The organism is Pseudomonas cremoris (genome assembly GCF_014230465.1).
This window is the reverse complement of the sequence record NZ_JAAXCY010000005.1, coordinates 276,704-298,028: the sequence shown is the minus strand read 5'-3', so window position 1 is coordinate 298,028 and position 21,325 is coordinate 276,704. Positions and strand designations below refer to the sequence as shown.

Below are 21,325 nucleotides of genomic sequence, written 5' to 3'. Positions count from 1 at the left end.
GATGCCTGCTATCCCTTTGGAGCATGGTCTGGCGGTCGCCGGCATCCTGTTCTGCCTTGGCCTGGTCGGCCTGATGGTTCGCCGTAACATTCTGTTCGTGTTGATGAGCCTGGAAATCATGATGAACGCTGCGGCATTGGCCTTCATCGTTGCCGGTGCACGTTGGGGCCAGCCGGATGGACAAGTCATGTTCATCCTGGTGATCAGCCTGGCAGCCGCCGAGGCCAGTATTGGCCTGGCGATCCTGCTGCAACTGTATCGTCGCTTCCACACGCTTGATATCGACGCTGCCAGTGAGATGCGCGGATGAACATGATCTTTCTGACTTTCGTATTCCCCCTGATCGGTTTCCTGCTGCTGTCGTTCTCTCGCGGGCGCTGGTCGGAAAACCTCTCTGCCCTGGTGGGCGTGGGTTCCATTGGCCTGTCGGCCATCGTGGCCGCCTACGTCATCTGGCAATTCAACGTGGCACCGCCGGAAGGCGGTCACTACACCCTGGTGCTGTGGCAGTGGATGTCGGTCGAGGGCTTCAAGCCCAACTTCGCCCTCTACGTCGACGGCCTGTCGATCACCATGCTTGGCGTGGTGGTGGGTGTAGGCTTCCTGATCCACCTGTTCGCGTCCTGGTACATGCGCGGTGAAGCCGGTTACTCGCGCTTCTTCTCGTACACCAACCTGTTTATCGCCAGCATGCTGTTCCTGGTGCTGGGCGATAACCTGTTGTTCCTGTACTTCGGTTGGGAAGGCGTGGGCCTGTGCTCGTACCTGTTGATCGGTTTCTACTACAGCAACCGCAACAACGGTAACGCGGCACTCAAGGCCTTTATCGTCACCCGTATCGGTGACGTGTTCATGGCCATCGGCCTGTTCATCCTGTTCCAACAGGTGGGCACGCTGAACATCCAGGAACTGCTGGTGCTGGCACCGCAGAAGTTCCAGGTTGGCGACTTCTGGATCACCCTGGCGACCCTGATGCTGCTGGGTGGCGCTGTGGGTAAATCCGCGCAACTGCCGCTGCAAACCTGGCTGGCGGATGCGATGGCCGGTCCTACCCCTGTTTCGGCACTGATCCACGCCGCAACCATGGTAACCGCCGGTGTCTACCTGATCGCCCGTACCCACGGCCTGTTCACCCTGGCGCCGGAAATCCTGCACCTGGTAGGCCTGGTTGGCGGAGTGACCTTGGTACTGGCCGGCTTCGCCGCGCTGGTACAGACCGACATCAAGCGTATCCTCGCCTACTCAACCATGAGCCAGATCGGCTACATGTTCCTGGCCCTGGGCGTTGGCGCTTGGGACGCGGCGATCTTCCACCTGATGACCCACGCCTTCTTCAAGGCCCTGTTGTTCCTCGCTTCCGGTGCGGTAATCGTTGCCTGCCACCACGAGCAGAACATCTTCAAGATGGGTGGCCTGTGGAAGAAACTGCCACTGGCCTACGCCAGCTTCATCGTCGGTGGTGCCGCCCTGGCCGCCCTGCCGTTGGTGACCGCCGGTTTCTACTCGAAGGATGAAATCCTCTGGGAAGCCTTTGCCAGCGGTAACCAGAACCTGCTGTACGCAGGCCTGGTGGGTGCGTTCATGACCTCGCTGTACACCTTCCGCCTGATCTTCATCACCTTCCACGGTGAAGCCAAGACCGAAGCGCACGCAGGCCACGGCATCTCGCATTGGCTGCCACTGTCGGTCCTGATCGTGCTGTCGACCTTTATCGGCGCCATGATCACTCCACCGTTGGCCGGTGTACTGCCGGAAAGCGCTGGGCATGCCGGCGGCGCTGCGAAGCACAGCCTGGAAATCGCCTCGGGCGCTATCGCCATCGCAGGTATCTTGCTGGCCGCGCTGTTGTTCCTTGGCAAGCGTCGCTTCGTGACTGCGGTTGCCAACAGTGGCATTGGCCGCTTCCTGTCAGCCTGGTGGTTCGCTGCCTGGGGCTTCGACTGGATCTACGACAAACTGTTCGTCAAGCCTTACCTGGCCATCAGCCATGTACTGCGCAAAGACCCGCTCGATCAGACCATCGGTTTGATCCCGCGCGCCGCAAAGGCCGGTCACACCGCCCTGAGCCGCAGCGAGACCGGTCAACTGCGTTGGTATGCAGCGTCGATGGCGGCCGGTGCCGTGCTGGTGATCGGCGCCATCGTTGTGGTAGCGGTATGACTATGAACATTGCGATCTTTGCGAACTTGCGAAAGGAAACGAGCCTGTCATGATTCTGCCCTGGCTAATCCTGATCCCCTTTATCGGCGGCCTGCTCTGCTGGATGGGTGAACGCTTCGGCGCCACCCTCCCCCGCTGGATTGCGTTGCTGACCATGTCCCTGGAACTCGCACTCGGCCTCTGGCTGTGGGCCCATGGCGACTATTCATTTGCTCCGGCACCGGGTGTCGATCCCACCTTCGCGCTTGAATTCAAGCACGTGTGGATCCAGCGCTTCGGCATCAACGTGCACCTGGCCCTCGACGGCCTGTCGCTGTTGATGATCCTGCTGACCGGCCTGCTGGGTATCCTCTCGGTACTCTGCTCGTGGAAAGAGATCCAGCGTCACGTGGGCTTCTTCCACCTGAACCTGATGTGGATTTTGGGCGGCGTGGTCGGCGTGTTCCTCGCCCTCGACCTGTTCATGTTCTTCTTCTTCTGGGAAATGATGCTGGTGCCGATGTACTTCCTCATCGCGCTCTGGGGTCACAGTTCTTCGGACGGCAAGAAAACCCGGATCTACGCGGCGACCAAGTTCTTCATCTTCACCCAGGCTTCCGGCCTGATCATGTTGGTGGCGATCCTGGGTCTGGTACTGGTCAACTTCAACAACACTGGCGTGATCACCTTCAACTACGCCGACCTGTTGAAAACCAAGATGTCCCTGACCACCGAGTACATCCTGATGCTGGGCTTCTTCATCGCGTTCGCGGTGAAGCTACCGGTGGTGCCGTTCCACTCCTGGTTGCCTGATGCGCACGCCCAGGCGCCGACTGCGGGTTCCGTGGACCTGGCCGGTATCCTGTTGAAGACCGCTGCCTACGGCCTGCTGCGTTTCGCCCTGCCGCTGTTCCCGAATGCCTCGGCCGAGTTCGCGCCGATCGCCATGACCCTGGGTCTGATCGGGATCTTCTACGGTGCGTTCCTGGCCTTCGCCCAAACCGACATCAAGCGTCTGATTGCCTTCTCGTCCGTTTCCCACATGGGTTTCGTACTGATCGGCATCTACTCCGGTAGCCAGTTGGCACTGCAAGGTGCAGTGATCCAGATGTTGGCACACGGTGTGTCGGCCGCTGCCCTGTTTATCCTGAGTGGCCAGCTGTACGAGCGCCTGCACACCCGTGACATGCGTGAGATGGGTGGCGTGTGGTCGCGCATTGCCTACCTGCCGGCGATCAGTCTGTTCTTCGCCGCAGCGTCCTTGGGCTTGCCGGGTACCGGTAACTTCATCGGCGAGTTCCTGATCCTCATGGGTGCCTTCGTGCAAACGCCATGGATCAGCGCCATTGCTACCTCCGGCCTGGTATTCGGTTCGGTTTACTCGTTGATCATGATCCACCGCGCCTACTTCGGCCCGGCCAAGTCCGACACCGTCCTGCAAGGGATGGATGCTCGCGAACTGATCATGGTGCTCGGCCTTGCGGTCCTGCTGATCTACATCGGCGTGTACCCGCAACCGTTCCTGGACACTTCTGCCGCGACGATGCATGGCGTGCAGCAGTGGTTCGGCACCGCCTTCTCTCAACTCGCTTCGGCCCGGTAAGAGCGCTATGGAATTCACGATCCAACACTTTATCGCGCTTGCGCCGCTGCTGATCACCAGCCTCACCGTTGTCGCGGTGATGCTGGCAATCGCCTGGCGCCGCAATCACTCGCAAACGTTCCTGCTGTCCTGCGCCGGTTTGAACCTGGCCCTGCTGTCGATCATCCCGGCACTCAAGGTCGCACCACTGGCGGTCACGCCTCTGATGATGGTCGATGACTTCGCACTGCTGTACATCGCGCTGATCCTGGTCGCAACGCTGGCCTGCGTCACCCTCGCCCACGCCTACATGGGCGAAGGCGGCACCGGTTACCCAGGCAACAAGGAAGAGCTGTACCTGCTGATCCTGCTGGCTGCGGCCGGCGGTATCGTGCTGGTCAGCGCTCAGCACCTGGCCGGCCTGTTCATCGGCCTGGAACTGCTGTCGATCCCGACCTACGGCCTAGTGGCGTACGCGTTCTTCAACAAACGTTCCCTGGAAGCAGGCATCAAGTACATGGTGCTGTCGGCTGCCGGTTCTGCGTTCCTGTTGTTCGGTATGGCCCTGCTCTACGCCGAAGCCGGCAGCCTGAGCTTCACCGGTATCGGCCACGCCCTGGCTACCACCAACATGCCTGCGCCGATTGCCCAACTGGGCCTGGCGATGATGCTGATCGGCCTGGCGTTCAAGCTGTCGCTGGTGCCATTCCACCTGTGGACCCCAGACGTGTACGAAGGCGCCCCGGCGCCGGTGGCTGCGTTCCTGGCCACCGCGTCGAAGGTTGCAGTGTTTGCGGTGATGGTGCGTCTGTTCCAGATCTCCCCTGCCGCCAACACCGGTGTGCTGAGCAACGTGCTGACCGTGATCGCCATCGCGTCGATCCTGTTCGGTAACCTGCTGGCCCTGACCCAGAACAACCTCAAGCGTCTGCTGGGTTACTCCTCCATCGCTCACTTCGGCTACCTGCTGATCGCCCTGGTGGCGAGCAAAGGCCTGGCCGTGGAAGCCATGGGCGTGTACCTGGTCACCTACGTCATCACCAGCCTTGGCGCATTCGGCGTGATCACGCTGATGTCCTCGCCGTTCAAAGGCCGTGACGCCGACGCCCTGTACGAGTATCGCGGCCTGTTCTGGCGCCGTCCGTACCTGACTGCGGTACTCACGGTGATGATGCTGTCGCTGGCCGGTATCCCGCTGACCGCCGGCTTCATCGGCAAGTTCTACATCGTCGCAACCGGTGTTGAAGCGCACGAATGGTGGCTGGTTGCCTCCCTGGTACTGGGCAGCGCCATCGGCGTGTTCTACTACCTGCGCGTGATGGTCACCCTGTACCTGATCGAGCCAAACCTGCGCCGTGTGGATGCCGAGCTGCATTGGGAACAGAAGGCAGGCGGCGTGATGCTGCTGGCCATCGCCCTGCTCGCGTTCTTCCTGGGTGTGTACCCACAACCGTTGCTCACCCTGGTGCAGCACGCGGTGTTGGGTGTTTGATCGCTTAGCATAATGCGGTAAACAAAACGGCGCCTTAGGGCGCCGTTTTGCATTTTCGGGAACCGACACGCTTCCCTTCACCGCTTGCTGAAAATTCCTCTAAGCCTTGCCTGCTTCATCTGGCATCTACCCGCTTGAGTGCGCCGTAAGGTGTCTGCGCTTTAGGAAAGTTCCCACAGCCGGGTATCTTGACCCATTGCGAGTGGGCCACCAAACTATACGCAGGCTACGTACAGAACATGGATGCTCTATTTATTGAACTGCCCGCCTTCGAGCGGCATCGCAAGGACTATCTGAGTGACGAGCTATTCCACGGTTTCCAACAGGAGTTGATGAAGAACCCGGAAGCGGGAGACGTAATCGAGGGAACAGGCGGGCTGCGTAAGGTTCGCTTTGTCGATGAGCGACGCAACAAGGGCAAACGCGGTGGCCTGAGGGTCATTTACTACTGGTGGTCGGGCGGTACGCAGTTCTGGTTGTTTACGCTGTACGGCAAACATGAACAGGACGATCTAACGCCACACCACAAGAAAGCCCTCAAACACATGCTGGACAGGGAAATCAAAGCGAGAACACATCATGAAACGTGAAATCTTTTCCGAACTGGTCGAAGGCTTCGACGCCCTGGCAGACGAGCGTCAAGGCAAAGTCACCCTACGAACACATAAGGTTCATCTCAACAAGCTGGCACCACTCACCGCTGAGGAAGTGATCGCTGTACGTCAACAGCTCAACCTGTCCCGCGCCGTATTCGCCATGTACCTGCGGACCAATACCCGCACGCTCGAGAACTGGGAGCAAGGGCGGGCCACACCCAATGCCCAGGCCACTACCTTGATTCGTCTGGTGGCGCGATTTCCAGAGACCGTGGCGCAACTTGCCGCACTAAGTTGATAAGCAAAGCCCCGGCAAGTCCGGGGCTTTTTCATGCAACGCACTACGCTACAGACATTTTCGTAAACGCCCCCTCCTGCCAGCTTCTCTTAATCCCGAATAGCCCAAAACTGCAGCTCAAGCCCTGGAAACGCCCCAGCGATATGCATCGCGAAGCCCGCCGAATGGCTGAGTAATTGCCAATACTCGCTGTTACGGTCGAGCTCGAAATAGGTGAAGTCGGCATTGAACGGCAACTGCCGTGGCGATACCGACAGCGGCCGCAGGCCAATACCCGGCAGTTGCAGGTTGACCAAGTCACGGATCTTCTCCACCGAGCCGATCTTGACTTGAGGTGCAAAACCACTGCGCACGCTTTCGGTCGGCATATGCGCCTGCACGGCCAGGATGAAGGTGGCCGAACGCAACAGTTCACGGTCGGGCAGCACCGCTACGCGAATGCCATATTCCCTCTCTTCCAAAGGGATGGCGATGGCCCGCGCATCCATCACCTGGGACAATGCACGACGCAGGTCGAGCAACACCGGGGCAAAGGTTTGTGCCAGGGCCGTGTGACGGTACACCGGGTAGGTGGTAGTGCGCCTGTCGCTGCGGGTAAAGGTCGCCAATTCACCCGCCAACGAAGCGAGATCGCGGTACAACTGCTCCGGGTGCAGGCCGGTCATCGTCGACAGGTGGCGCACCAACGGCAAGCAACGGTTGAGCACCTGTAACAACAAGAAGTCCGAAATTTGCGCCGCGTTGCTACCTTCCGGCTGGTTCAGGCGCGCAGCCAGAACTTCGATCCGTTGCGGCACCAGGCCCAGCAGCTCATCGACATGTCCAACCAAGCGCGTAGCTGCGCGAATATCCAGGCACGGTGGGCAGTAGTCACGGTCGAGTTGCACGCTGGTGTCGGCACGTTTCTCCACCACATGGGCAATGCCAAGGGTGGTACAGGTATCGGCAACATCCTTTTCAAAAGCCAGGCGCAGGCGCAGTTTGCCGACGCTCATCAAGGCGCTGCTGTCCAAACCATTGCTGTCCCAGGCTTCGTATTCGCCGCAGCGATAGCGAGCACAATTTTCAACACCGGGATTATCGTCCACCTCTGGCACACCAAGGCGCAGACTGGGTAATGCCAGCACTACCTTCAGGTCACGTGCGTCATCCGGGATGTCCAGGGGCAACGGTATTTCATCGCCAAAGGGCAAACCGACCGGCGTGCCATCCGGCATCACGGCGCTATACGTCAGCAACGACAGCTTGCCCATCGCCAACTGCTGCGGGTCGATTTCCAATCTGGAAAAGCCCCAGCCATAGGCGCGCAGGTTACAGACCCGGGCTTCCAGTTGGGTTTGCAGGAAGCGGTCATGCTGTTGCAGGTGTTGAGGCTGCAACAGCATGCCTTCGGTCCAGACGACTTTGTTATTCCAGGACATAGGAGGTTCTCTTGATAGGGGCGGCGCTACTGGCCGTCATCGGCCGCGTTGGGCGGTAACGGCTCGCTTGCCGGCCCGGTGGCAGCAGCAAGGGCCAAGGCGGTGGCTGCCGACGCGGCTCCGGGCTGGGGCTGCGGGATAATCGAAGCAGCAAGCATGGATGCCGCAACCATCGCCGGGGTCAGGGTCAGGAACGTCCCGCCGACTTTCAGCGTGATAGCCGTGCCCGCCTCGATCACCACGTTGTCGCCGCCCTTGATGTAGATGTCCCGGTCTGCAGTGATGCCGGTTTTCAGCCCGCCGCTGATGATCATGTTGGCCTCGGCCGCCAACGACACATCACCGCCGGCCTTCTCATGGCGATTGCCACCCACCGCCGAGTGCCGGTCGCCGCCCACCTGCTCGCGCAGGTCCTGGTCGACCTTGGAGTGGCGGTCACCGCCAACCCAGTCCAGGGAGTCCTTGAGCACACGTTGGTCGAGGTTCTTCTGCGCATGCAGGAACACTTGCTCCGCGCCCTTTTTGTCTTCGAAACGCAGCTCGTTGTACCCACCTCCCCCCTTGGATGAATGGCTCTTAATCGTCGAGCGCGTGGCGTTTTCCGGCAGCGTGCAGGGGGGCATCGTGTCGGCGTTGTAGACGCTGCCGGTCACCAACGGGTGGTCGGGATCACCTTCAAGAAAGCTGACCACCACCTCCTGGCCGATGCGCGGCGTGTACAGGCTGCCCCAGCGTTTGCCGGCCCAACCCTGGGCCACGCGAATCCAGCACGAACTGTTTTCGTCACGCTGGCCCTCGCGGTCCCAATGGAACTGCACCTTGATGCGCCCATATTTGTCGGTCCATATCTCCTCGCCCTGCTTGCCCACCACTATTGCCGTTTGCGGGCCGTGCATCAGCGGTTTGCGCGACAGGCACGGAGCACGAAATGGCTGCTGGCGGGACAGCGCGACGAATGTGCACTTCATCACGGGCGCAGGATTATCCGGCGGCGCTGGCTCGTAGGTGTCCGACGACAACTCATAACGTGCCTCCAGCAATAAATATTGCGCGTTTTGCTCGCTGCGCGGGTGCTCGGTGAGGGTCATCAACGCACCGGGAAACAGGCCCCGCGCGTGCGTGACACCCGTGGCTCGTTGGGCGCCTGTGTGCAAGGACTCAATCAAGGTGCGCGCATAGGACTCACCGTCCTTGCGCTCTGTATATTTGCCCGGGTAGTCGTAACGCTCATGCCGCGATTGCGGGTAGTTGCCGGCCAGCACCGACTTCGCCAACAGGTTGGCGGTGGGCTTTTCAAAGTCGAAGTCTTGCAGCGTGTAGCCGCCCGGTTGCACCTCGCCGCTCATGCACCAGTCATGGATCGCTTCGCTTGCGCCAGGCCTGTAGGGCATCTGCGCGTAACCAGGGGCTGGCGAGTGCGCGCCGTAGGCGTCGACCAATACCAAGGTGTGTCGCCCGGCGGCGCTCTTGAAGTAGTAGTAAATCCCCTCTTGTTCCATCAGGCGGCTGACGAAGTTCAAATCGCTCTCACGGTACTGCACGCAGTAGGTCAGCTCCGCGTAGCTGGCACTGAGGCCCGACGTATCGACATCGGCAATGCTGTAGGACGCGAATACCTGCTTGAGAATCTGCGGCACACTCAGCGCCTGGAAGATCCGGCAATCGCTGGTCAAGCTCAGGAACCACAACCATGGGCGTAGCACCGCCGTGTAAGTGGCGTAGCGGCCCTGGCGACCGGTGAATGCAAACTGGCTGACATGCCCACTGAAGTAGCGACTGCTACCCGTGGGCAGGTCCACTGCGATACTCATCTGGGTGGCCAACAGGTCGTCGATATTCAGGTCGGCGCGCTCGCTGAATAATTCGAGTTGGTACTCGCTGAGCTGGGACAATCCCTCGCGGGCCTGCATGCGTCGAAACAGCAGCACATCGGCGCCCAAGACACTGGTGACCTGTATTTCACGGTGAGTCTGTGTCGTTGCCATAGGGCGTTACCTCGCGGACTCGGAAAAGACATAGGCAAATTCGCCGTTTTCTACACGAACCTGCACCTGGGTTGCCGGTGTCCCGAGTAACAAGCGATTGAGAAATTCAGTACTGATAACCGGCAACATCGAATGAGTCAGAATCGCGTCAATCATCCGCCCGCCGCTTTCCAGTTCGGTGCAACGACTGGCGATCAGTTGCACCACCGCTTCGCTGTAGGTGAACGGCACCTTGTGAGCCGCGGCGATGCGTTGTTCGATCCGCCCCAATTGCAGGCGAATGATGCTGCCTAACATGACGTCGCTCAGTGGGTAATAAGGGATGACTACCAGGCGCCCGAGCAACGCAGGAGGAAATACCTGCAACAGCGGTTCGCGCAGGGCCTTGGCCATCGCATCCGGGGTTGGAACGGCCTGCGGATCACGGCACAGGCGGCTGATCAGCGGCGTGCCGACGTTGGTGGTGAGCAAGATCAACGTGTTCTTGAAGTCGATGATTCGGCCTTCGCCGTCCTCCATCCAGCCCTTGTCGAACACCTGGAAAAACAACTCGTGTACATCCGAATGGGCCTTCTCCACCTCATCCAACAACACCACGCTGTAGGGCTTGCGCCGCACTGCTTCGGTGAGCACACCCCCTTCGCCATAGCCCACGTAGCCGGGCGGCGCGCCCTTGAGGGTGGAAACGCTGTGGGCTTCCTGGTACTCGCTCATGTTGATCGTGATGACGTTCTGTTCGCCGCCATACAACGACTCGGCCAGGGCCAGGGCGGTCTCGGTCTTGCCCACCCCGGAGGTACCCGCGAGCAAGAACACACCGACGGGTTTGCCGGGGTTATCGAGGCCGGCGCGGGAGGTCTGGATGCGTCGCGCGATCATCTCCAACGCGTGGTCCTGGCCGATAATACGTTGGCCCACGCGCTCGGCCAGGCGCAGCACGTTGTCGATTTCATTCTTGACCATGCGGCCCACTGGGATCCCCGTCCAGTCCTGCACCACCGAAGCCACGGCCTGTTCGTCAACGCAGGTCAGCACCAGCGGATGCTCGCCTTGCAGGGTTGCCAGTTGGTCCTGCAATTGGCGCAGTTGCGCCAGGCCGTCGGCGCAATCATTGGCTTCGCCCAGTTGGCGGCGCAGGTGCTGAATCTGCTCCACCAGGGCCCGCTCGTTATTCCAGCGCTCTTCTACCTCATCCAGACGCTGGCGCTCGCTCGCCAGTAACGCTTGCACCGAAGTGCGGCGGCTGACGGTGTCCACACCAATGGCCGTCTCACGCTCGATGATCGTCAACTCCGTTTCCAGGGAATCGATACGTCGACGGCTGTCGTCCACCTCAGCCGGAGTGGCGTGCAAGCTGATGGCAACACGGGCGCAGGCGGTGTCGATCAGGCTGACTGCCTTGTCCGGCAGCTGCCGCGCCGGGATGTAGCGGTTGGACAGGCGCACGGCGGCTTCCAGCGCCGAATCAAGAATGTGTACCTGGTGATGGTCCTGCAGGGTTTCGGCAAGGCCACGCAGCATCAGCAGGGCACGCGCCTCGTCGGGCTCATCCACTTGTACGACCTGGAAACGCCGGGTCAGCGCCGGGTCTTTTTCGATGTGCTTCTTGTACTCGGCGAAGGTCGTGGCGCCCACCGTGCGCAAGGTGCCACGGGCCAGTACCGGTTTGAGTAGGTTGGCCGCATCGCCCGTGCCCGCAGCACCACCGGCGCCCACCAGGGTGTGTGTTTCGTCGATAAACAGCACCACCGGTTTGACACTGGCGTGTACTTCATCGATCACCGAACGCAGGCGCTGTTCGAACTCGCCTTTCATGCTGGCGCCCGCCTGCAACAGACCAACGTCAAGGGCGAGCAGTTGCACGTCTTTCAGGCTGGGCGGTACATCGCCACGGGCGATGCGTTGGGCAAGCCCTTCAGCAATGGCAGTCTTGCCCACGCCCGCCTCGCCCACCAGGATCGGGTTGTTCTGGCGGCGGCGCATGAGGATGTCGATCACCTGGCGGATCTCTGGATCACGGCCGACGATGGGGTCCATCTTACTGTTGCGCGCTTGCTCAGTGAGGTCGACAGTGAAGCGTTTCAACGCTGCCTGCTGGTTTGCGGGAGCCAGTGCCCCGAGGTCTTCGCCCGGCATTTGATGCCCGGCGCGTGCCTCCATCAACGCTTCGGGAGAGCCGTTGAGCAAGGTGTCGAACTGCTCGCTCAGGTCATCGACGCCGAACTTGTTGAACTCACGGGACACGCCATACAAACCATTACGCAGGGCCGGGGTTTTCAGCACTGCCAGCAGTAAATGACCTGAGCGTACCTGGGTATCACCGAACATCAGGGTGGCGTAGACCCACGCGCGTTCAACAGTTTCTTCCACCTGCGAAGAGAGGTCGGTGACCGACGTAGAACCACGGGGCAAACGGTCTAGAGCCGCCGCCAGGTCGCGGGCCAGTACGCTCGTGTCGATGCCGTAGTGACGCACCAGCCGCAACAGGTCGCAGTCGGTCAGTTGCAGCAACTGCTGCAGCCAATGCACCAGTTCCACATAGGGGTTGCCACGCAGCTTGCAGAACACCGTGCTGCTTTCAATCGCCCGGTAGCACAGGCTGTTGAGTTTGCCGAACAGCGCAACGCGACTGATATCAGCCATGGGCAGGTCCTTGTGAAGTGAAAGAGAGACGTGGATTGATCAACAACTGCCGGTCATCTGCCAAAGGGGCCTTGCTTCTCAGCCAACTGGTGCGGCCCAAGGGCGCGGAACCGAGGCGCAAGCCTGGCAGGTGTTGTTTCTTGACGATCAAGTTGAGATCCCAGTCCATCACCAGGCCGGCGTACTGGCGGACCCAGTCCCGCACCCGGGGCAAGCTGTCACCGCCGGGCAGCAGGCGCCGGGTTTTTGCCAGGTCCAGAGGGCCGATCTCCAGGCGAAATTTGTGCTGGGCATTCCAGACCTTCCTGCCCATGACCGTGTCCTGGCCGAGTACGGCGGCTTGTGGGCCGCCGCGCAACACACACAGGCCATCAGCGGGCAATGTCATCCAGTGGCCGACAAACTGCTTCACCTGCACGGGCATCCCAAGGTAATCACCCAGCAACGCAGCGAGGCCTTCGGCATTGCGCACCTGGGGCCCCAGGCGTCCGGCAAAATGCAGCTTGGCCACGTCCGGCAGCGTGTCGCGACCCAGCAACGATGCCTGGCCGATCCCTATCAATGACCCCAGGTACTGGGCGAACCGATCTGCCCCTGGCCGGTCGAGGCTCACCGCCGGTTGGGCGCTGGCCCAGGCGCGGTAGAACAGGCTGATCATGCGGTGATGGAATACATCGAAAAATGCAGCGGGCGTCGGATCATTCCGATTGCGCTGGCGGTCACGAACGTATTCGGTCAAGTGAATCGGCAGGGGGCCATTGGCGCCCATCAGGCCGAAGAAATTCAGCAGCAGCTTAGGCGTGTTACCTGGCTTGAGCGCTGCGAGCATGGCCGGTTCGAACGCCAGTGACGGTTGCTGGCCGAAACGCACCGCCTCATCCGCAGAACGCGCAGCCTGACCGATCCGCGGCAAGTGCGGGAACGCGCACTCCAACTGGCGCAAAGCAGCATAGAAATCAAAACGTGCCGGGTGCGCTTCAAGGGCATCGAGCAGGGTCAGAGGATCTCGCATCGGCCCACCCGTGCTGGCCACTGCATGATCACTCCACGCGTGGTGCTTTTGATCAATGTTTCGGTGAAGCAATTAAGCGACACGTACGTGGCAAAAAACTGCTCCAGCACCGCCCCCAATACAAACACGCCGGCACCTTCGAACGCCGCTTCGTCCAGGGTCACGCAGACCTGCAAACCCCGCCCGTAAGTGATCGGCCCCGGCAATGGCAGGCGCCGCGCAATGCTCTGGGCACTCACCGAGCACAGGCCTTCGATCTGTTTGTGGGCCACCTCATCTTCGACACGGCAATACAGCCGCAACAGGTCGCGAAAGGCGTTGGCGCCCTGCTCCTTGTCCTGGCCCAGCAATGACAGGTAATTGAGGGACAAGTGGCTGACCAGCCGCCATGCCGTTTCGCCTTCGGCAAAGGATGGCGCGGGCATCGTGGGCCCGGTCATGCAACGCACCGCCTGCACTGGCGCGCCGGACTCAACACTGAAATCGGTACGGCCCCCGCCCACCGGCATGCTCAGCACCAAGTCGCGATTACTGCACAGGGTATCGATACCCAACTGGCGCAGATCACTGCTGTGAGGGGCGTCAAACGCGTCCACCAGGGACAGGAACACTTCGCTGCCCAGGTAGCTGGAGCGCGGGCCCTGGCGTTGCTGCTGCTCGGACAACACGCGCGCATCGCGGCGCACCTGGTAATAGGCGTTCGGCGGTGTGTGCCCTTGCAGGTCATTGGCGCGGTAAAACGACTCGAAGGTTTGGCTCGCCTGGGTATCACTGCCATAACCGGTCACGCCATCGATCTGGTAGATCTCGTAATCCATCGGACGGGTACGGTCAGGGACCACATGGTACTCCGCTTGCTGATCAGACAGGTGCACGCGCTCGGCGCGCATCGGGAACAGGTTGATCGCCGGGCTGCAGTACAAGGCGAAGTTGGCGGCGCTGAGACCTTGCTCCAGCAACGGATCGAGCTTTTTGAACAACACGATCACGTCCAGTTGCTCTGCGGTGCACCGGCTGATGCTGCTTGCCAGCCCGGTCACCTGCGCAAACATGAAACGCTCGGGCATGGCGAAGTATTCCTGCAACAGCCGATAGCCCTGAAACGAACGCGGACCGCAGGGCAGCAACGCTTCGCTATCGCTGTACCCGGCGCTGCGAATCGCGCTTTTGGGCAAGAAGTGGTGCCAGTCCACAGGCGCCTGTACGGGCATCACCAACACCCCGACCGCCTGGGCAAGCAGGTGTTCGAGGATGCGCGCGGGCATGGCATCGCCGCCACGCATGTGCAGCGGCAACTGATCAAGCGCCAGGTCGCTGAATACCAGGCCGGCACCGGTCCGAAGGCGCAGGCGCAAGGCGGCATTGACCGGGCCGAGACGCGACAGGTCGACACCCGCGACTTGGCTGCCACAGGCAAAGTAGCGCGCCTCTACCAGTTCTACTGGCCACAGGGTCACGTCGTGGGCGGTGCGAAATTCGCAGGCCGTTTGCTCACCTTTGCCCAGTTGGCTGTGCAGTGCAGTGCCACGGGGCACCTTGAAACCGGCGGCCAGGCTACCCTCGCTCAGGTCCGGCTGAAGCTGCACCACCGCCATCGATGGCGTGGGTGCCAGGTATTGTGGGTGGACCAGTTCCAGCAGGTGATTGGTAAAACGCGGGAACTCGGCATCGATCTTCAACTGCACCCGCGCCGCCAGAAAGCTGAACCCCTCCAGCAAGCGCTCCACATAGGGATCGGCGCAGGCGTAGGTTTCCAGGCCCAGGCGACCGGCGACCTTGGGGTAGTCACGGGCGAATTCGGCACCGCCCTCCCGTAGATGAGCCAGTTCACGTTCGTAATAGCGCAGCAGTTTGGCGTTCACCGCACGTCCCTTGTCTCGATATCGAATAGCCGAGCCTCACCTGCTTCCAGGTCGAGTTCGGTCTTGAGGTACAGGCGCTCGGGCAACGGTTGGCCCCACAGTTCGCCGTGAATTTCAAAGGCCATCTGGTTCGGGCCCGCTGCTTTACCGGACGGTGCGACCGGTATCACGCGCACGCTGTCACGCAAAATGCGTGGTTCAAAATCCCAGATTGCCTGACGAATACGCCGCCCCAATGCTTCACGATCCAACCCGGCGGCGGTTTTGCCGGCCAAGTCCAACAGGCCAAAATTGAGCACCGATTGACTGGCCAACGGGTAGGCACTGAGGTCGCGAAAACTGCCCAGGCTGCTGCTGTTGAGCAGCCAGCCGAGATCGCGCAGCACCGCCTTGCGCAAATCGCGCATGGACAACACGCGTTTGTCCCGTGGCTCTACGACCTGCTCGCGGTCGTCATCGCTCAGACGGTCAAGCAACGACGGCTGCAGGCGCTCCCGGCTAGTCAGCTCCCCCATGATTGATTGCTCCTGTAGTGAGCGGGCTTGTCGAATCGTCGCACCGCCCGCGCTGGGCTGCGAAGCGGCCCCAAAACCGGAAAACTGGGCTCTACCTGGCAGAACGCGTCGGCCAAATTAGGGCGGCTTCGCAGCCCAGCGCGGGGCAAGCCCGCTCACTACAAGGCTCAGATGGTTTGGTTCTTTTCCAGGTCCCACCTCTTCGGCGTGCCGGTTTTCACGGTGTCGCCGGCGAAGGCGTTGAACTCGTAGCTGATGGTGGTGAAGTTGATGGCAATGCTTTCAGTCGGGCGCTCGCCGTTACTGCTGGCGGAGTAGGCGCTGATGATCGCGCCGCCCAGGATGAGCTTGAGAAACACCTGCTGTTTCTTGTCCGAACCGCCAGTCTGGATGAAGTGGATTTCGGCATCCCCCAGGCTCTTGCCGCAGACTGCTTGCATAAACAGATCGGCAGAGGACAGGTCGGTAACCCGGGTCAGGGAGATTTCCGAAAACGATGGATTGCTGGTGTCGCGGTCGCCGCCGCCACTGGTGGAAATAGCCCGGCCCACGCCCATTTGAAGCGCGTCGAGGGTGATCCAGTCTTTGTGCGCGTCAACGGTGGAGGTGCCTTTGATTGGGGTGCCAGTGAAGTTCATCAGGATCATGCGGATTACCTTTCAGGTGGGTTAATTTGATTTGGTAGATGGCAGCTTCGAGACCAGGCGCAACGACACGGTCAGGCCTTCAAGCTGGTAGTGCGGGCGTAGGAAAAACTTGGCGCTGTAGTAGCCTGGGTTGCCTTCGATTTCCTCCACCACCACTTCGGCACCGGCCAGCGGTTTGCGCGCCTTGTCAGCGTCGGAGGCCGTGGCCGGGTTGTGCTCCACGTAGCGACCGATCCAGTTGTTGAGCCAGGTCTGCATGTCGTCACGCTCTTTGAACGAGCCGATCTTGTCGCGCACGATGCACTTCAAGTAATGCGCGAAACGGCAAGTGGCAAACAGGTACGGCAGGCGCGCGGCCAGATTGGCGTTGGCACTGGCGTCTGGGTCGTCGTACTCGGCGGGTCGGTGCATCGACTGTGCGCCGATAAAGGCCGCCAGGTCGCTGTTTTTCTTGTGCACCAGGGGCATGAAGCCGTTCTTCGCCAGCTCCGCTTCACGCCGATCGCTGATGGCGATTTCGGTTGGGCAGGTCATGTCCACACCGCCGTCGTCGGTCGGGAAGGTATGCACCGGCAGCCCCTCCACGACACCACCGGATTCGATGCCGCGAATCTGCGAGCACCAGCCGTAGTGCTTGAACGAACGGTTGATGTTCACCGCCATGGCGTAGGCGGCGTTGGCCCAGGTGAAGTCCTTGGCGCCAGTGGCGCTGGTGGTTTCTTCGAAATCGAACGAATCCACCGGGTTGGTCTTGGCACCATAAGGCGCGCGGGCGAGAAAGCGCGGCATTGCAAGGCCCACATAGCGCGAGTCCTCACTGTCGCGAAAACTGCGCCAGGCTGCGTGCTCCGGGGTCTGGAAGATCTTGGTCAGGTCACGCGGGTTGGCCAGTTCCTGCCACGACTCCATGAGCATCACGCTGGGGTCGGCGGCGGTGATCAGTGGGCAGTGGGCCGCAGCACTGACGCGCGCCATCTGGGTCAACAGCTCCACATCCGGCGCGCTGTTGTTGAAGTAGTAATCGGCGACGAACGCACCGTAGGGCTCACCGCCGAACTGGCCGTATTCCTCTTCATAGAGTTTCTTGAAGAGCGGGCTCTGGTCCCAGGCCACACCCTTGAACTTGCGCAGGGTCTTGTGCGCTTCGCTCTTGGAAATATTCATCACCCGGATCTTCAACGATTCGTCGGTCTCGGTGTTGTTGACCAGGTAATGCAGGCCACGCCAGGCGCTTTCAACGCCCTGGAATTCCGCGTGATGGAGGATGTGATTGATCTGCTCAGTGAGTTTCTGATCCAGCGCAGCGATCAACCCCTCGATAGTGCCCAATACGTCATTGGGTATCAGGCAGGTGCCTTGCAATGCCTGCTCAGCCAAGGTACGTACGGCAGTTTCCACGGCTTCCTGGGCCCTGTCGGTCTTGGGCTTGAACTCTCTTTGCAACAGGTTTGCGAAGTCGCCGGTGTCGAACTCAGCTGTGACTGGCGACTGTCCGGTCTGTTCCGATTGTGTAGCGGACATGGCGTTATCCTTCAATTTTTGGCAAAAGCGTCCTCGTGCCGGGGCAAACGAGGCTCCGGCAAGGTGAGCAGTCAGTCAGTTATTCCGGTTGCTTGGGCGCAGCGCTCAAGGCTTGCATCACACTCGGATCGGCCAGCACGCTGGCCAACAGCGCCTCGGCGCCGACCTTGCCGTCCATGTAGGTCAACAGGTTGGATAATTGGCTACGGGCGGTGAGCAATTGGTTGAGGCTTGGCACCTTGCGGGCGATAGCGGCCGGGCTGAAGTCGTCCATCGATTCGAAGGTGATCTCTACCGGCAGGTTGCCTTCGCCGCTGAGGGTATTGGGTACCTGGAATGCCACGCGTGGTTTCATGGACTTGAGGCGTTCGTCGAAATTGTCGACATCGACCTCAAGGAACTTACGCTCGGCCACCGGCGGCAAAGGGTCGGCGGGGTTGCCTGAGAGATCGGAAAACACACCCATGACAAAGGGCAATTGCACGGTTTTTTCCGCGCCGTAAACCTCCACGTCGTATTCGATCTGGACACGTGGCGCTCGGTTGCGCGCGATGAACTTCTGACTGCTTTCTTTAGCCACAAGACTGGCTCCGCTGAGTGAGATTGATCAAATGGATCAGTTGTCGCTGTCACGCGTACCGCTGACCACCGCCAACTGGGCAAGACCATCGGGAGCGAGGTCCTGCAACAATTCCATGAAGTTCTTGTCGATCAACTGCTTGGCCCGCTGCAGCAGGAACGGCACCGGGCTGGCAGGCTCGTGTGCCTGGAAATAGCGGCACACGTGGTCGATGGCTTGACGCGCGTCTTCGCGATTATGGATCTCGCCACGGATGAGCGGCGGCGTCGGCATACCAGCGCCAACCGCAGGCACATCGATTGGCGGTGGGTCACGCCGAGTGACGTGCAACGCACGCCGCAACAGAGTGACCAGACGGCTCAAATCGATGGCGCGATCGACACCAACCCTCTCCGTCAGTAAATGTTCGATCTGTATGCTCAGGGCCAGGGCCTGTGTCAAAGCCTGGGCAGTGGCACTCAGCTCCCGAGGGTCGGCCTCGGCCAGGGCGCCCTCAAGCATGGCCGGGCTGAGATCACAGTTTTGCTCATCAATGGCCAGATCTATCTGCCGCAGATTCAGGGTCCCAACACTGCGGGCGCGAACCAGTGGCGCATCCAGCAGATCACGCAGCAGACCGCCGGGCTCGCACAGGAACGCCAGGATATTGATGCGCAGCAGCGGATCGTTATTGTCGAGGGGGTCGAGTTGGGGGTGCAGGCCGTCCCAGCAGTTTTCCAGCAACCCATGGATCAACTGCAGGCCGGCAGCCAGGCCCGCAATGCCGTGCACGTTGAGCTGCGCACGGGTCAACCAGATGGCCAGTCGCAAGTCACGGCTGCGCTCCAGCAGCGGCAAGGCGAGCAGTGTCACCCGCTGCCAATTGGGGTCGATGGCCTGGGTGATGGTGTCGCCGTATTGCACCTCGGGTTTACCCAAGACCTCCTCTTCCAGTTCCAGGAATTCGGGGGCATATTCGATGTTGCGGCCACCGCCACAAGCCTCGGCCAAAGGCTGGGCAAGCGCGGTCAAATCCAGTGGTGGAGCTTCACTAGGCAGGTGCATCGCAAATCACTCATTCAAATTGCTCTGGAAGCAGAACTAACTTGCGAAGATTTATAGGGCAATGGACCACGAAGAAATGTAAGCGGATTCACGCAGAACTGTCGGATTTTACTCTGCGTGAACGTGAGAATTGACTATCCGGGTTGTAGTAATTCCCGAGGACGACTGATGGCACCAGTAGGACGCGAGGGTTTCCCCTCACATCCAGGAAGGCGTCTTAAAACGCGATACCCACCTTGAAACCATACTCATCACGCTTGAGCTTGGTGTTGTCCGCCACGTCCGAGTCTTCATCAAGCTTGTATTCGGTACGCGTGTAGTACAGGCCCGCCACCACCGGCAGGTCGCCGTTGCGGTTCATCAGCAGGCTGACTTCGGCGTAGGGGTTGGTGCGGTCCTTGAGGTCCACAGTGTCGCTGCCCAAGCCGTCCACCTTGATCTTGGCGCGGCTGTCGAGCGTACGACGCGCACCGGCTTCGACGCGCAGGGTCATGTCATCGAACTGATGGTTGTAACCCAGGGCCGCCTTGGCAAAGGGCGATTTGCTGGTGAGCTCCAGGTCGTAATCGTTGGAGTCCAGCTCGTAACGGGTCCAGCTGTAGCCGCCGCCCACAATCACGTCAACCGAATTGCGCGCATCCAGCGCAGCGCGCCAACCAAGGTCCAGGTCGGCCTGGCCGTCCTTGAGCTTGTTGTCGCTTTTCTTACCGTACTTGGCCTGGATACCGGCCTGGTAGATAAAGCCGGATTCGGCGGTGAGTTTGTTGCCAAAGTTATAGAAAAGACCGACTTCGGGCATGTCGTCCTTGTCACTTTCGCTGCCGCCTTCAAGCTTGAAGTCGTTGTAGCTGCCCAGCAGGCCAAAGGTCGAAATCGGCGCGGTGGACGGTGCGGCGAACACCACGGCTGGCGCAGCGACCAGCGCCAGCAACGAAGAACCCTTGAGGACTTTTCCGAATAGCTTGGACATCGTTTTACATCTCCTTGTCTGGTGAGCAAATTATTCAGGAACCGCTTCGAACCCAGGTAAAGGGAAAAGGTTCGGAATAATTTGCACGGATTTGGAGATAAAACGGTTCAGCGATGGCTCTATCTCAATATTTTCAGGAGTTAGCCAGCACCAAGCCATCAAAGGCTTGGCGCAGTTGCGCATGCTCCGGCACGCGAATGCCAAAAGTCTCCTGCAGCAAGGTCAGCAGCTCATCGGCACTCTGGGCCGTGTGTTTCTCGCTCGGTCGATCCAGGTAGTGCACGGCGTAGTTGGCATTGTTCAGGGTATGGCGTTTACCCTCGGCCAAGCGTGCAACCTTGAGCTGGCCTACGAACGGTGACTCCGGGTGCGTGGACACGTACCAATTGCCGATGGTGTAGTCGATATCCCCCTGCATTTGCAGGTCGAACACATACAGCCCCCGCCACTCCTCAGCGACCTGCGCCCACAAGGTGTAACTGCCCTGGCCGTCGAATGTCAGCCGATACGGCTCATGGGCCGTGGGCTGCACCGCTTCGCTGTCCAGCAACAACGGACTGCTGGGCACCATGCCGCCAAAGCCGACATCCGTGATGTAGCGCGCACCGTCCAGAGTCACCAGACTCAGGCGATGAGTACGCGCCGTGTGCGCATCTGCCGGACCGCCCATCACTACTCGGCCGGTGATACCACGGGCGTCGAAACCCAGTTCCTGCAGCAACGTCAGGAACATCTGGTTCAACTCATAGCAATAGCCGCCCCGCCCATCCAGCAGCACTTTCTGCTCCACGCTGGGCAGATCGATGGGGACCGGCAGGTGCAGCAGCGTCGACAGGCTTTCAAAGGCAAAGGTGCAGACGTGGCGCAGTTGCAGATCCTGCAGGGTTTGCAGGGTGGGCGGCGGCGGCGCGTCGTAGCCCAGGCGTTGCAGGTAGAGCGAGCGATGGGTCAGACGGGACATTGCACAATCCTTGGGCACGGGGCGAAGGCATCACTATGCCGCGCCTGCGTGCAGATT

Annotated in this window: 18 protein-coding genes; 6 read left to right on the top strand and 12 right to left on the bottom strand. The window is 60.5% G+C overall.

Annotation, left to right across the window (positions count from 1 at the left end; all coding sequences use genetic code 11):
- Position 1: 1 nt before the first annotated feature.
- The 6 genes from nuoK to HF257_RS14440 all read left to right on the top strand — a co-directional run bounded on the left by nuoK (position 2) and on the right by HF257_RS14440 (position 6,107).
- The gene (gene nuoK / locus HF257_RS14465) at positions 2-310 is read left to right on the top strand and encodes an NADH-quinone oxidoreductase subunit NuoK (RefSeq protein WP_003174727.1); all 309 of its coding nucleotides are present in this window, start codon (positions 2-4) and stop codon (positions 308-310) included.
- Entirely contained in the window at positions 307-2,160 is a 1,854-nt protein-coding gene (gene nuoL, locus HF257_RS14460) for an NADH-quinone oxidoreductase subunit L (protein WP_185706626.1), read from the top strand. Before nuoK ends, nuoL begins: the two co-directional genes overlap by 4 nt.
- A 49-nt stretch (positions 2,161-2,209) precedes the next feature.
- The gene (gene nuoM / locus HF257_RS14455) at positions 2,210-3,742 is read left to right on the top strand and encodes an NADH-quinone oxidoreductase subunit M (protein WP_010209575.1); all 1,533 of its coding nucleotides are present in this window, start codon (positions 2,210-2,212) and stop codon (positions 3,740-3,742) included.
- A gap of 7 nt (positions 3,743-3,749) precedes the next feature.
- Positions 3,750-5,213 carry an NADH-quinone oxidoreductase subunit NuoN gene (gene nuoN, locus HF257_RS14450; protein WP_185706624.1) on the top strand — a complete coding sequence of 488 codons (1,464 nt, stop codon included), beginning with the start codon at positions 3,750-3,752 and terminating at the stop codon, positions 5,211-5,213.
- A 239-nt stretch (positions 5,214-5,452) separates the two neighbouring features.
- Positions 5,453-5,803, top strand: coding sequence for a toxin (locus tag HF257_RS14445; protein WP_185706622.1), 351 nt, complete (start codon positions 5,453-5,455; stop codon positions 5,801-5,803).
- Positions 5,793-6,107 (top strand): helix-turn-helix domain-containing protein, encoded by a 315-nt coding sequence (locus HF257_RS14440; protein ID WP_185706620.1) that lies wholly within the window; start codon positions 5,793-5,795, stop codon positions 6,105-6,107. The genes HF257_RS14445 and HF257_RS14440 overlap by 11 nt, the downstream gene beginning before the upstream one ends.
- An 89-nt stretch (positions 6,108-6,196) precedes the next feature.
- On the opposite strand, the gene tssK is transcribed toward HF257_RS14440, so the two are convergent.
- The 12 genes from tssK to HF257_RS14380 all read right to left on the bottom strand — a co-directional run bounded on the left by tssK (position 6,197) and on the right by HF257_RS14380 (position 21,268).
- Positions 6,197-7,528, bottom strand: coding sequence for a type VI secretion system baseplate subunit TssK (gene tssK, locus HF257_RS14435; RefSeq protein WP_185706618.1), 1,332 nt, complete (start codon positions 7,526-7,528; stop codon positions 6,197-6,199).
- A 26-nt stretch (positions 7,529-7,554) separates the two neighbouring features.
- Positions 7,555-9,513, bottom strand: coding sequence for a type VI secretion system Vgr family protein (locus tag HF257_RS14430; protein ID WP_185706616.1), 1,959 nt, complete (start codon positions 9,511-9,513; stop codon positions 7,555-7,557).
- A 6-nt stretch (positions 9,514-9,519) separates the two neighbouring features.
- Positions 9,520-12,156 (bottom strand): type VI secretion system ATPase TssH, encoded by a 2,637-nt coding sequence (gene tssH, locus HF257_RS14425; protein ID WP_185706614.1) that lies wholly within the window; start codon positions 12,154-12,156, stop codon positions 9,520-9,522.
- The gene (tssG, locus tag HF257_RS14420) at positions 12,149-13,168 is read right to left on the bottom strand and encodes a type VI secretion system baseplate subunit TssG (protein WP_198913549.1); all 1,020 of its coding nucleotides are present in this window, start codon (positions 13,166-13,168) and stop codon (positions 12,149-12,151) included. The genes tssH and tssG overlap by 8 nt, the downstream gene beginning before the upstream one ends.
- Positions 13,153-15,030 (bottom strand): type VI secretion system baseplate subunit TssF, encoded by a 1,878-nt coding sequence (gene tssF, locus HF257_RS14415; RefSeq protein ID WP_185706610.1) that lies wholly within the window; start codon positions 15,028-15,030, stop codon positions 13,153-13,155. The genes tssG and tssF overlap by 16 nt, the downstream gene beginning before the upstream one ends.
- Entirely contained in the window at positions 15,027-15,545 is a 519-nt protein-coding gene (gene tssE, locus HF257_RS14410; protein ID WP_185706608.1) for a type VI secretion system baseplate subunit TssE, read from the bottom strand. The genes tssF and tssE overlap by 4 nt, the downstream gene beginning before the upstream one ends.
- 167 nt (positions 15,546-15,712) lie before the next feature.
- The gene (locus HF257_RS14405) at positions 15,713-16,192 is read right to left on the bottom strand and encodes an Hcp family type VI secretion system effector (RefSeq protein WP_185706606.1); all 480 of its coding nucleotides are present in this window, start codon (positions 16,190-16,192) and stop codon (positions 15,713-15,715) included.
- A 21-nt stretch (positions 16,193-16,213) separates the two neighbouring features.
- Positions 16,214-17,713 carry a type VI secretion system contractile sheath large subunit gene (gene tssC, locus HF257_RS14400; protein ID WP_185706604.1) on the bottom strand — a complete coding sequence of 500 codons (1,500 nt, stop codon included), beginning with the start codon at positions 17,711-17,713 and terminating at the stop codon, positions 16,214-16,216.
- Positions 17,714-17,792: 79 nt separating this feature from the next.
- On the bottom strand, positions 17,793-18,293 hold the full coding sequence (gene tssB, locus HF257_RS14395; protein WP_185706602.1) for a type VI secretion system contractile sheath small subunit: 501 nt from the start codon (positions 18,291-18,293) through the stop codon (positions 17,793-17,795).
- Positions 18,294-18,329: 36 nt separating this feature from the next.
- On the bottom strand, positions 18,330-19,337 hold the full coding sequence (locus HF257_RS14390; RefSeq protein WP_185706601.1) for a type VI secretion system protein TssA: 1,008 nt from the start codon (positions 19,335-19,337) through the stop codon (positions 18,330-18,332).
- 217 nt (positions 19,338-19,554) lie between these two features.
- Positions 19,555-20,307, bottom strand: coding sequence for an outer membrane beta-barrel protein (locus HF257_RS14385; RefSeq protein ID WP_185706599.1), 753 nt, complete (start codon positions 20,305-20,307; stop codon positions 19,555-19,557).
- 133 nt (positions 20,308-20,440) lie between these two features.
- Positions 20,441-21,268: an arylamine N-acetyltransferase family protein gene (locus tag HF257_RS14380; RefSeq protein ID WP_185706596.1), complete on the bottom strand. Its 828-nt coding sequence runs from the start codon at positions 21,266-21,268 to the stop codon at positions 20,441-20,443.
- Between the last annotated feature and the right edge of the window lie 57 nt (positions 21,269-21,325).